Source organism: Luteibacter sp. NPDC104163 (genome assembly GCF_055584245.1).
This window is the reverse complement of sequence record NZ_JBVJMK010000004.1, coordinates 120261-132551: the sequence shown is the minus strand read 5'-3', so window position 1 is coordinate 132551 and position 12291 is coordinate 120261. Positions and strand designations below refer to the sequence as shown.

At 63.9% G+C, this 12291-nt stretch carries 10 protein-coding genes; 7 read left to right on the top strand and 3 right to left on the bottom strand.

Annotated features, from left to right (window positions below):
• Nucleotides 1-89 precede the first annotated feature (89 nt).
• Nucleotides 90-1064, bottom strand: coding sequence for a LysR family transcriptional regulator (locus ACZ6YI_RS07030; RefSeq protein WP_465778018.1), 975 nt, complete (start codon nucleotides 1062-1064; stop codon nucleotides 90-92).
• A 182-nt stretch (nucleotides 1065-1246) separates the two neighbouring features.
• On the opposite strand from ACZ6YI_RS07030, the gene ACZ6YI_RS07025 reads away from it, so the two are divergent.
• Genes ACZ6YI_RS07025 through gstA form a run of 6 tightly spaced genes read left to right on the top strand, consistent with a single transcriptional unit; the run spans nucleotide 1247 to nucleotide 9702 of the window.
• The gene (locus tag ACZ6YI_RS07025) at nucleotides 1247-2395 is read left to right on the top strand and encodes an efflux RND transporter periplasmic adaptor subunit (protein ID WP_465778017.1); all 1149 of its coding nucleotides are present in this window, start codon (nucleotides 1247-1249) and stop codon (nucleotides 2393-2395) included.
• A complete protein-coding gene (locus tag ACZ6YI_RS07020; RefSeq protein ID WP_465778016.1) occupies nucleotides 2392-5598 on the top strand; it encodes an efflux RND transporter permease subunit in 3207 nt (1068 codons plus the stop codon). The genes ACZ6YI_RS07025 and ACZ6YI_RS07020 overlap by 4 nt, the downstream gene beginning before the upstream one ends.
• Nucleotides 5595-7112 (top strand): efflux transporter outer membrane subunit, encoded by a 1518-nt coding sequence (locus ACZ6YI_RS07015; RefSeq protein WP_465778015.1) that lies wholly within the window; start codon nucleotides 5595-5597, stop codon nucleotides 7110-7112. The genes ACZ6YI_RS07020 and ACZ6YI_RS07015 overlap by 4 nt, the downstream gene beginning before the upstream one ends.
• Nucleotides 7099-8187, top strand: a complete 1089-nt coding sequence (locus ACZ6YI_RS07010) for an NADH:flavin oxidoreductase (protein ID WP_465778014.1) — start codon at nucleotides 7099-7101, stop codon at nucleotides 8185-8187. Before ACZ6YI_RS07015 ends, ACZ6YI_RS07010 begins: the two co-directional genes overlap by 14 nt.
• 20 nt (nucleotides 8188-8207) lie before the next feature.
• Nucleotides 8208-9077, top strand: a complete 870-nt coding sequence (gene yghU, locus ACZ6YI_RS07005) for a glutathione-dependent disulfide-bond oxidoreductase (RefSeq protein ID WP_465778013.1) — start codon at nucleotides 8208-8210, stop codon at nucleotides 9075-9077.
• 13 nt (nucleotides 9078-9090) lie between these two features.
• Nucleotides 9091-9702, top strand: coding sequence for a glutathione transferase GstA (gene gstA / locus ACZ6YI_RS07000; RefSeq protein ID WP_465778012.1), 612 nt, complete (start codon nucleotides 9091-9093; stop codon nucleotides 9700-9702).
• A gap of 79 nt (nucleotides 9703-9781) precedes the next feature.
• Here the strand turns inward: gstA and ACZ6YI_RS06995 are convergent, their stop codons facing one another.
• Nucleotides 9782-10615, bottom strand: coding sequence for an oxidoreductase (locus tag ACZ6YI_RS06995; RefSeq protein WP_465778011.1), 834 nt, complete (start codon nucleotides 10613-10615; stop codon nucleotides 9782-9784).
• 80 nt (nucleotides 10616-10695) lie between these two features.
• Here ACZ6YI_RS06995 and ACZ6YI_RS06990 point away from each other — a divergent pair, with 80 nt between their 5' ends.
• Nucleotides 10696-11679: an AraC family transcriptional regulator gene (locus ACZ6YI_RS06990; protein WP_465778010.1), complete on the top strand. Its 984-nt coding sequence runs from the start codon at nucleotides 10696-10698 to the stop codon at nucleotides 11677-11679.
• Between the two features lie 108 nt (nucleotides 11680-11787).
• Here the strand turns inward: ACZ6YI_RS06990 and ACZ6YI_RS06985 are convergent, their stop codons facing one another.
• On the bottom strand, nucleotides 11788-12234 hold the full coding sequence (locus ACZ6YI_RS06985; protein ID WP_465778009.1) for an NUDIX domain-containing protein: 447 nt from the start codon (nucleotides 12232-12234) through the stop codon (nucleotides 11788-11790).
• Nucleotides 12235-12291: the final 57 nt, after the last annotated feature.

The window sequence follows — 12291 nt, the reverse complement described above, 5'->3', positions numbered from 1 at the left end:
CTTGCCGAACCGTGAATCGCCCCGAAGAGGGGATAAACGCGCAATCCCAGCGCGCTCCCACAAAGCTGGCTTTGCCGTGCGGCTGGGACTTAAGGCGCCGATGGCGCCGGTCGGGGCGCGCCGAGCAATGTGGCGTCATGGCTGTCCGTGCCGAAACGCCACACCGGTTCCGCATCGCGCACCACGTTCGCCACCCAATCGACGAACGCGCGCACCGTCGGCGACAGGTGGCGGTTGCGCGGGTAGATCACCGAAAGCGGCGCAAAGGGCGCCGAATAGTTCGCAAGCACGCGCTGCAATTTCCCGCTCTTAAAGGCTTCCAGAACCATGTAACTACCCGCGCGGATGATGCCTAAACCTTCAATGGCGGCCGTGACGTAGGCATCCGTGTCGTTGACAACGAGATGCTCCGGCATGGTGATACTCCGTGTTTCGCCATCCACCACGTAGTGCCATTCGAGCGAGCGAGCCGTTCGGTACGAGAGGTAACCGACAGCCATATGGTCAGGCAAGTCTTCGAGCGTTTGCGGCGCGCCATGCCGCTCGATGTATTCCGGCGATGCGCAGGTAATCCACTCGAACCCGCCGATGCGCCGCGCGACCAGCGTGGGTGAATCTTCGGGTGTGCCGGCCCGAATGACGCAATCGATGCCTTCCTGGACAAGCTCTACCGTGCGATCGCTCGCCGAGAGTGTCAGGCGCACCTCGGGGAAACAATCAAGGAACTCTTTGACTCGCGGCAGCACGACAAGACGCAGAAGGGATAGCGTCATGTCGACGCGTAGCCGGCCACGCGGTTTCCCGGCACTCCCAGGGAAACTCGCCTCCACGGCTTCGATATCCGCCAGGAGGCGCTTGCACTCATCAAAGTAGAGCAGGCCGTCAGGCGTGAGGCTGATGTGCCGCGTGGTTCGCTGAAGAAGGCGAACGCCGAGGAAGGCTTCCAGCTCTTTCACCACGCGGGTGACGCGCGACGGAGGCAATGAAAGGCTTTCAGCCGCGCGGCTGAAGCTCTGCATCTCGACTACACGGGTGTAAATCTGCATCGACTGGATGCGGTCCATGGCGTCTCAACCCTTCTGATTTTGTTGCCACGGCCGGCGTTAATCATGCCGAGACTGGCGAATTTGCGCGCCGCAGGCCAAGGATAATTCTATTTCAGGCAAATATATTACCCATTTTCTTGTCTAGATGATGGGCCACGGCGATCACAGACTGACGGCCACTTCCCTCCGTGGTCACCGTCATGAACCGCCTAACGAAACCCCGCATCACCGCGCTCGCGGCCGCCGTTGCCCTCGTGGCGGCGGGCAGCGCGTACTGGAACAGTGGGCCCCAAGCCCAGGACACGACACCAGCGGCGCCGCCCGCGGTCACCTTCCGCACTGCCGAAGCGCGCGCCATTTCGGATTATCAGGACTACACCGGCCGCCTCGAGGCAGTCGATGTCGTCGACGTCCGCCCCCGGGTACCCGGCACCCTGCTTTCCGTGCACTTCATCGACGGGCAGCACGTGGCCGCCGGCGACCTGCTCTTTACCATCGACCCCGCGCCCTACCAGGCCCAGGTCAACCAGGCGCAAGCCAACCTTGCGGTCGCCGAGGAGCGCCGCCGGCTCGCCGGGAGCGAACTGGCCCGCGGCCAGAAGCTGGTCGAAGCCAACGCGATCTCGCGGAAGGAATTCGATGTACTGGACAACAGCTCGCGCGAGGCCGCCGCGTCACTCAAGGGCGCACAGGCGGCCCTGGTGCAGGCCCGCCTCCAACTGGAGTACTCCCAGGTGCGCGCGCCGATCGCGGGCCGCATCTCGCGGGCCGAGATCACGACCGGCAACGTCGTCGTGGCCGGCGGTGATGCCGCGCCGCTCACGCGCATCGTTTCCGATGGAGCGCTCTACGCCGCGTTCAATGTCGACGAGCAGAGCTACCTCCGCCTGATCGCACCGTCCCTTCGGGCAGGGGCGCTCCCCACCGTTAAGGTCGGGCTGGCCAGCGATGACGCGTATCCGTACACGGCTACCGTGCAGGCGATCGATAACCAGATGGACACGCGCTCGGGTACCGTGCGCGTCCGCGCGCGCATCGATGCCGTCGCACCGGAAATGCTGCCGGGCCTGCAGGCACGCGTACGCCTGCAGGGCGGCAACCCGTACAACGCCGTGGTTGTGGACGACGCCGTCGTTGGCACGGACCAGGATCGCAAGTTCGTTCTCGTCGTTAACGCGAAGAACATCATCGAACGCCATGTCGTCGAACTCGGCGTGCTGCAAGGCCGGGACCGTGTCTTGCGCAGTGGCGTCGAAGCCGGCGCGCGCATCGTCGTGGATGGTGCGTTCAAGGCACCTCCGGGCACCACCGTGAAGGCGACCGCCGCCGACGCAGGTAAGCTGCCATGAACATCTCGAAGTTCTTCATCGATCGAGCGATCTTCGCGTGCGTGCTGTCCGCCATGATCCTGCTATCCGGCATCGTTGCCGCCATGCAGATGCCAGTGTCGGAGTACCCACAGGTGATCCCACCATCCGTGGTGGTGCACGCTCAGTACCCTGGCGCGAATGCCAAGACGATCGCGGAAACGGTCGCCGCCCCTCTTGAGCAATCCGTCAACGGCGTCGAGGACATGCTTTACATGGACTCGAAGGCCAGCGGCGATGGGCACCTGTTCCTGACGGTGACCTTCAAGCTCGGCACCGACCCGGCACGCGCACAACAGTTCGTGCAAACGCGCGTCTCGCAAGCCCTGCCCCGGCTGCCGGAGGATGTCCAGCGCCTCGGCGTGACGGCGGTGAAGAGCTCACCGATCATTACGATCGCGGTGCACATGGTGTCGCCCAAGGGCTCCTACGACAACAACTACATCAGCAACTACGCCCTTTTGCACGTAAAGGACCGCCTGGCGCGTATCGCCGGTGTGGGCGATGTCGTGCTGTGGGGTCCGGGCGGCTACGCGATGCGCGTCTGGCTCGACCCTGCCGCGATGGCGGAGCGCGGCCTGAGTGCCGGCGACGTGGCCGACGCCATCCGGCGGCAGAACATCCAGGCGGCGGTCGGTACGATCGGTAGCTCGCCGACGTCCCCGGACACGGCGTTCCAGCTCACGGTCAACGCCGACGGCCGCCTCAAGACGCCTGACGAATTTAAGGGCATCGTCATCAAATCCGATGCACGTGGCGCGATCACGCGGCTTGGCGACGTGGCGCGCGTGGAGCTCGGTGCCGAAGACTACGGGATGCGGGCCACCCTGAGTAATAACCCTGCCATCGCACTCGCGGTGCAGGAAGCGCCAGGCGCGAATTCGCTGGAGATCTCGCGCCAGGTACACGAGATCATGGAGGAGCTGAAGAAGGAATTCCCCAGGGACCTCGAGTACCGGGTTGTGTACGAACCCAGCCGCGCCGTGCAGGCAGGGATCGATGCGGTGATCCACACGTTGCTTGAATCGGTCGCCCTTGTGGTGCTGGTGGTCTTCCTGTTCCTGCAGACATGGCGTGCTTCGATCATCCCGCTGCTGGCAGTGCCGGTCTCTATCGTAGGCACCTTTACGTTCCTGCTCGTTGCAGGCTACTCCATCAACACGCTCTCGCTGTTCGGCCTGGTCGTAGCCATCGGCATTGTCGTCGACGATGCAATCGTCGTGGTCGAGAACGTCGAGCGCAACATCGCGTGCGGTCACTCACCGCGCGAGGCGACTTACCATGCGATGCGCGAAGTCAGTGGCCCCATCATCGCCATCGCGCTGACCCTGTCGGCGGTGTTCCTTCCGCTCGCGTTCCTCAGTGGCCTGACCGGTGAGTTCTACAAGCAGTTCGCCGTCACTATCGCCATCTCGACCATTATCTCGGCAGTCAATTCGCTCACGCTTTCGCCGGCGCTGTCCGCCATGCTCCTGAAGGCCCACGGCGACAAGCCCGACGCCTTGACCCGTGTGATGCACCGAATCTTCGGGCGCTTCTTCGGCCTCTTCAACCGCACGTTCGACCGCGCGTCCGAGGGTTATGGCGGCGGTGTCGGCCGCGTCGTGAAGCACAAGGGCGTGATGCTCGTGGTCTACGCCGGCTTGCTGGCGGCCACCTGGTGGCTGACCGGCCACGTGCCTGGCGGCTTCGTCCCCGCGCAGGACAAGGAGTACCTCGTCACGCTCGCCCAGCTCCCGGAGGGCTCAACGCTTGATCGCACGGAAGCGACGATGAAGAAGATGAATGAGATCGCGCTAAAGCACCCCGGCGTCATGGGCACCTCGAGCTACAGCGGCCTGTCGATCAACGGCGTGACGAAGAGTCCAAGCACCGCGCTCACCTTTATCAACCTGAAACCGTTCGCCGAGCGCAAGGGCATTAGTGCCAACCAGGTGGCGGCGGACCTGACGCGAGAGTACAGCGGCATCGGCAACGCATTCGTCGGTGTCTTCCCGGCGCCCCCCGTGTTTGGTCTTGGCACCACCGGCGGCTTCAAGCTGCAGATCGAGGACCGTGCCGACCTGGGCTACGAGGAACTCTACAAGGCCACCCAGGCCTTCATGAAGAAGGCCTCGGAGGCCCCGGAGCTTGGCCCGCTGTTCTCCACCTATACGGTCAACGTGCCCCAGCTGAAGGTCGATGTCGACCGCGCGAAAGCACAGCAGCTGGGCGTGGATACACCTGCGATCTTCAGCACGCTGCAGTCGTTCCTTGGCTCCTACTACGTCAACGACTTCAACTTCCTGGGGCGCGTGTACCAGGTCCGCATGCAGGCCGATGGCAAGTTCCGCTCGCGGCCGGATGACATCGGCCAGCTACACGTGCGCAGCGAAAGCGGCCAGATGATCCCGCTGGCGTCGGTCGCACGGGTTTCGCAGACCTATGGCCCCGATCAGGTCCAGCGCTACAACGGGTTCACGTCAGCCGACGTCGGCGGCAGCCCGGCACCTGGCTACTCGTCCGACCAGGCCATGGCAGCGATCAAACGCATCGCGGCCGAGACACTGCCGCCGGGCATTTCGTACGAGTGGACCGATCTTACGTACCAGCAGATCATCGCCGGCAACAGCGCGGTGTGGATCCTTCCGCTCAGCGTGCTACTGGTGTTCTTTGTGCTTGCCGCCCAGTACGAGAGCGTCACGCTGCCGCTGGCCATCATCCTCATCGTGCCCATGAGCGTCTTCTCCGCGCTGTTGGGCGTGTGGTTGACACACGGCGACAACAACATCTTCACCCAGATCGGCCTGATCGTCCTGATCGGACTAGCGACCAAGAACGCGATCCTGATCGTCGAGTTCGCCCGCGAGCTCGAAATGGCAGGCATGCCCACGATGAAGGCCGTCATCGAGGCGGCCCGGTTGCGCCTTCGGCCGATCCTGATGACCTCCATGGCTTTCATCATGGGCGTAATCCCACTGGTGCTCTCCACGGGTTCCGGCGCCGAGATGCGCCAGGCGATGGGTATCTCGGTGTTCTTCGGGATGCTTGGCGTCACGCTGTTCGGCCTGTTCCTGACCCCGCTGTTCTATGTCCTGGCCCGTGCCCTCAGTGGCAACCGGCCGCTGCACTCTGCCGCGCACCACGATGCCCCTGCCCTTGTGCCGCACCACGTGGCGCCCAGCCGTTCGGGAGACAACGTATGAAAGCCCTGACCACCATTCCATCCCTGGCACGCACTGCCATCGCAGCCGTTCTCGTGCTTGTGCTGGCCGGATGCACCCTCACGCCGATCGAACATCGGCCGGATATCAATGTGCCGGCGGAGTACCGCGAAGCGGACGCGCAACGCGCTTTGGCAGCGGCGCCTGGTGAAGAACTTGGCCAATGGGTGCCGGCCCAGCCGGCGGATGAGCAAAAGCCTTCCCCGTGGTGGACCACGTTCGGCGACCCGGTGCTAGTGCAACTTGAGGAGCAGGCGCTGGTTGCCAACCCGGACGTACCTATCGCCATGGCTCGGATCAAGCAATCCAGGGCGCTGGCATCGCGGGCGGAATCGGCCCGCTACCCGAGCCTCGACGCGGGATTCGGCCCGAGCCGCCAACGCACGAGCGGTGCGGCGGCGTTCCGTGGCGATGGCTCGGCCGCGGACACCCAGACCCTTTGGCGTGCCCAGGCCACGTTTGCCTATGAGGCGGATGTGTTTGGCCGGGTCTCGTCCGATGTGGCTGCCGCGCGTGCCACATCGGCACAACAGCAAGCGCTCTCGCACCAGATGCTGCTCATCGTCCAGGCCGATGTAGCGAGCACCTATTTCACCCTGCGTCAGATCGAAGGCGAACGCCGCATCCTGGCAGATACCGTAAAGATCAGGGAGGAAGGCGTTGCACTGCTTCAGCGCAAGCGCGACCTCGGCGCCGTCGCTGCCGTCGTGGTCGACCAGGCGCAGGCGGAACTATCGGCTGCGCGAGCGGAGCGGGCAACCGTGGAGCAGGACTATGCCCTGACCCACCATGCGCTGGCCGTATTGCTGGGCCAGACACCCGCCGCTTTCACGCTGGACGTCACACCGCTGCAAAACGTATCGGTGCGCGTCACCGAGGGCCTCCCCTCCACGCTGCTGGAGCGCCGCCCCGACGTGGCCGCGGCGGAGCGCGCCATGGCCGCGGACAACGCCCGGATCGGCGTCGCGCGCGCCGCGTACTTCCCTTCCCTGTCGCTAACCGGTTCGCTCGGCTATGAATCGAACAGCCTTGGCAACCTGACGAACTGGTCCCAACGGACATTCCTGCTCGGGCCGCTGGTCGGAACGGCATTGAACCTTCCAATTTTTGATGGCGGCAGGCGGAAAGCGGACGTGGCGCGTGCCCGCGCAGATTACGAGGAGAGTGTCGGCGCCTATCGCCATGTCGTGCTCCAGGCCTTTCGCGAGGTGGAGGACGCACTGGCGTCGACACGCACGCTGGATACGCGCCTCGTAAATGAGCGCGATGCTGAAGATGCCTCGGCCCGCGTCGCAGCGACCGCACAGACTCGGTTCGACGAAGGCGACGCGGATTATCTCGTCGTCGTCGATGCGGAGCGCACCCTCCTGAGAAACCGCCAGTCGCGTCTCCAGGCCGAAGGCGCGCGCGTACGCGCCACCGTGGACCTCGTCCGCGCCCTGGGTGGTGGCTGGCACGCAACAGAAACCGAAGGCCGACGCCATGAACGTCTCTGATCTGTTCCAACCCCTGGCGTTCATGCATGGCCCCGCCATGCGGAACCGCTTCATGCTCGCGCCCCTGACGAACCAACAGAGCGATCTGGATGGTGCACCGTCGATCGACGACCAGGATTGGATCCGGCAGGTATCCGATGGGTGCTATGGCCTGATCCAGACCGGCGCGGCGACCGTGGAAGCCGGCGGCATCGCTTATGCAAGGCAACTGGGCGCGCATAACGATGACCTCATGCCAGGCTTGCGTAAGATGGCTGCATCGATCCGCGCCGGCGGCGCCCTTTCTGCCGTGCAGCTTCATCACGCGGGTCACCGCGCACGGCCAGAGATCGGGGGCGTTCCCGCCCCCGCATCCAGCAGGACGATCGACAACACGCGGGCCCTGACGACCCGGCAGGTTGAACGCATCCGGGATAACTTCATTGCCGCGGCAAAACGTGCGGAATTGTCGGGCTTCGATGGCGTCGCCTTGCACGGCGCATTCGGGTGGATCCTGTCCGAATTCATGTCGCCGCTGATGAACGATCGCAACGACAGGTACGGCGGAAGTGTAGAAAACCGGGCGCGCCTCACCATTGAGGTCATCGAGGGCATCCGCAAGGCGACCGGCCCGGACTTCCAGATCGGGTGGCGCCTTTCCGTGGAGCGCTATGGCCACCAGCTTGAGCAACTCCGGGAAATTACGGCGTGCATCCTTGACCGGGAACTGATCGATTACCTGGACCTGGCGCTATGGGATTCAGCCCAGCTGGTACGCGAAGGTGTGTATCGGGGCAGGTCGATGCTCAGCGTATTCACGAGCATCCCGCGCAAGCGGGTGCGGGTCGGCACTGCCGGAAAGATCATGGGCGCGCAGCGCGCAGCCCAGCTCCTGGATGAAGGTGTTGACTTCGTCCTCATTGGCCGTGCCGGGATTTTGCAGCGCGACTTCCCTATGCAGGTACGTGAGAACCCCCTGTACGACAGCCCAAAGCTCCCGATCACCGCCGACTACCTGCGCCGCGGTGGCCTGAGTGAGCGCTTTATCGACCACATGCGTGGTTGGCCGCAGTTTGTTGTCCCTGACAGCCCGTAATCCGACCCAAGGAGCCTGTGATGAAAGACGATCCCATTGAGAGCCTGCCCGCTGGCTATGTGCCAACGAAGGTATGGACGCCAAAGGAAAATCTCGGCGGCCAGTTCGGGAGCATCAATCGCCCCGTCTCGGGCGCACGATTCGATGCCCAGCTACCCGTCGGTAAGCATCCCCTGCAGCTGTACTCGCAGGGCACGCCAAACGGCCAGAAGGTGACGATACTTCTTGAGGAGCTTCTCGAAGCCGGCCACGCTTCCGCGGAATACGACGCGTGGCTCATCAACATCTTTGAAGGCGATCAGTTCGGCAGCGGGTTCGTCGGCATCAACCCGAACGCGAAAATCCCCGCGTTAGTCGACCGCACGACCGACCCGGAGACGCACGTTTTCGAGAGCGGCTCGATCCTCGTCTACCTCGCCGAGCGATTCGGCGCGTTCCTTCCCACGGAACACAGGAAGCGCACCGAGACGTTCAACTGGCTGATGTGGCAAATGGGTGCCGCGCCATTCGTCGGTGGCGGCTTGGGCCATTTCTTCAGGTACGCGCCGGTGAAGATCGAGTACGCGATCGATCGCTACGCCATGGAAACGAAACGCCAGCTGCATGTGCTGGACACGCATCTCGCCACCCACGAGTTCCTTGCGGGCGACGAATACACGATCGCCGACATGGCGGTCTGGCCCTGGTACCCGGCCAGTCTCTACGGGGTGTACGGCACGGCGGAGTTCCTCGCCGTCGAGGAGTACACCCACCTCCTTCGCTGGCACCACGCCATCGCCGCCCGTCCGGCCGTGAAACGTGGCCGCGTCGTCAATCGCCTGAACGGTGAGCCAGGTACGACGCTTCGCGAACGGCATAACGCCAGCGATTTTCTCTCACTCACGAAATAGGAAAGCTCTCCCCATGAAACTCTACTTCTCCCCTGGCTCTTGTGGCCTTGCCGCACAGATTTCGCTGCGCGAAGTCGGTGCGGAGTTTGAACTCGTCAAGGTGGATTTCGCGACCAAGCGCACCGCCGAGGGTGATTACCTTGAAGTAAACCCGAAGGGATTCATTCCCTCGCTGAAACTTGAAAGCGGGGCGATCGTCACGGAAGGCGCGGTCATCCTGCAGTGGATCGCTGACGCTTACCCTGGCGCCAGGCTCCTGCCATCCCCAGGCAGCATGGAGCGCTACCATGCACTTGAGTGGCTGAATTACATCGCCACCGATCTGCACAAAGGCATGGCTGTCATGTTTTCGGGCCTGATCGACGGCGAATCGAAGGTTCGCTTCGCCGACGGCAACCTCGCCGCGCGTTTCGCATACGTGAACGACCACCTCGCCTCGAACGACTACGTGCTTGGCGATCGCTTCTCGGCGGTGGACGGCTACCTCTACAACGTACTGCGCTGGCCCGTGCGCGTGAAGGTCGACATCTCGGGATACGGCGCCATCCAGGCCTATATGCGCCGGATGGAAAAGCGCCCTTCCGTCATCGCCGCGCTGGGTGCCGAAGGACCGGCTGCTTACTAGACGTTGTGGGAGGCGGCGAAGGCTGCCGTTGGCCGCCGGCGCGATGCGGCGGCCAAGCGCGCTCCTACAAGGGCCGTGGTCAGCCGTCCGTCGAGACGGTCAGCGTCTCCCATTCATCGATCGACGCACTGCTCGCCTCCAGCTTGTCGCGCACCAGCTTCAACGCATCGCTGCCCAGCAGCAGATGCGCCGGCGGGTTCGGCGCCTCAATCACTGCCAGCATGGCCCGCGCTGCCTTCACCGGATCGCCGAGCTGCTTGCCGCTCTTTTCCTCTCGCGCCTGACGGATCGGATTGAACAGCGCGTCGTAGTCGGCGATGGAACGCGGCGTGCGCGCCATCGAACGGCCTGCCCAGTCGGTACGGAACGAGCCGGGAGCCACGGCCGTCACGGCGATACCGAGCGGTGCCACTTCCTTGCCGAGCGTCTCGGAAATCCCTTCCAGTGCAAACTTGCTGCCGCAGTAGTATGCGATGCCGGGCATGGTGATGTACCCACCCATCGAGGTGATGTTGAGGATGTGGCCGCGCCTGCGGCCGCGCATGAAGGGCAGCACGGCCTTCATCATCGCTACGGCGCCGAATACGTTCACATCGAACTGTCGGCGTATCTCGGAGAGGGGTGACTCCTCCATGATGCCTTCGTGGCCGTAGCCCGCGTTGTTCACGAGCACATCGACGGGGCCGACGCTGTGCTCGATCTCTGCGACGACGCCGTCGATCGCATCGAAGTCGGTGACATCCAGTACACGGCCGAACGCCGACCCGGGCGCCAGCGCCTCGAACTCGCTCTTAGCCGCCACGCTACGCACCGTGCCGACCACGATATGTCCCTGGGTCAGGGCTTCCTGCGCCAGGGCGCGGCCGAAGCCGCTGCTGACGCCTGTGATGAGGATGATCTTCCGGGTTGCCATGGGGGTTTCTCCGTTCGAGGGCGAGGAGTGCATAATCCACCCATGCCCCGCAACGGATAAGCTGCGATAGGCTCATTTTCTTGCCTATTCCTATGAACCAGAAGAAGACCCGCCAAGTCACGCCATCGACCCGCTCGCCCGGCCAGGCTCGGACGGTCGAGCTGCTGCGTGCGCTCGCTCCCGTTGAGGGCTACAACCTCACCGCGATTCCCAGCGTGCGGATTCTCCGCTCCGATCGAGCGCTCGCACGCACCCCGGTGCTCTACGACCCCGGCATCGTCATCGTCTGCCAGGGCCGTAAACGTGGCTACTTCGGCGACGAGCTCTACCTCTACGACGAACACCAATACCTCGCCGTGTCGGTACCCGTCCCCTTCACCATGGAAACCGACGCGACGCCCGAACGGCCGCTACTCGCGCTCTACCTGCACCTCGATTTCGCGCTGGCCGCCGAGGTCGCCGAACAGATCGACCGCGAAGGCACGGCCGAACCGGCGCAAGCGCCACGTAGCATGATGTCCACACCCATGGACGACGCCATGCAAGGCTCGGTACTGCGCTTCCTCGAAGCCCTGCAACGTCCGCTCGATGCCGCGGTGCTCGGCCCCGCCCTGCTCCGCGAACTCTATTTCCGCGTCCTCACCGGCGCGCAGGGCAGCGCCATGCGCAGCGCCCTCGCCCTACGCGGCCAGTTCGGCCGCATCAGCCATGCGCTGCGCCTTATCCACGCGTCGTACGCGGAACCGCTCGATGTTGCGCGACTCGCCAGCGAAGCCGGCATGAGCACACCCAGCTTTCATAGCCACTTCAAGGCGATCACCCAGGTCTCGCCGATGCAGTACGTCAAGTCGACGCGCCTGCACCAGGCGCGGTTGCTGATGGTGCGGCAGTCGCATACTGCCGAAGCGGCAAGCCACGCTGTTGGCTACGCGAGCCCCTCGCAGTTCAGCCGCGAATTCCGCAGGTTGTTCGGCGCTACGCCCGCGGCGGAAGCGCGTCGCATGCGGGAGAGCTTCGCCCTTCCCGAAGCCTTTGCTGACGCGATCTTCGTCTCGTCGCACTAGTTCACCGCTCGCTCATCGGCCTGCACCTCCTACACGCCGACGACATGTGGGAGCGCGCTTGCGCGCGATAAGACTTGCGGCATCCGTGAATCGCGCGCAGGCGCGCTCCTACAAGTCTGCTTTGTCCGTGTAGGTTGAATACGGCTTTCGCATTTGAATGGCCTCCAGCGCCATTCGCACATACGGAACCGTGTTGACGGGCAAGTCGTCGGATGCGAACCACCCGACGGCCGCGTGCTTGTCGGGCTCGGTCACCGCAGGTGAACCGGTGACATCGGACGCTTCAAAGTAAAGGCCCAGCCACTCGTCACCATGCGTGAAATTCTGCTGGGTATGCGTAAGCGCCAATGCTTCAGGTGACGCGACAAGTGCCACCTCCTCACCAAGCTCGCGTACCGCCGCGACCGGCGCCAGCTCGCCGCCATCCATCGCACCTGCCGGCAGGCTCCAGTAGCCATCCATCCACCCGGTGCCGGAACGGAGAAGCATGAGAACGCGTTCATCCCTGCGAACGATGGCGAACACGGATACCGAAACCTTGAAGCGATCGCGCATGCCACCATCCCATGACTGGCCCAAGCCGAAGCGGTTCCGAAATATACCGTAAGGGCG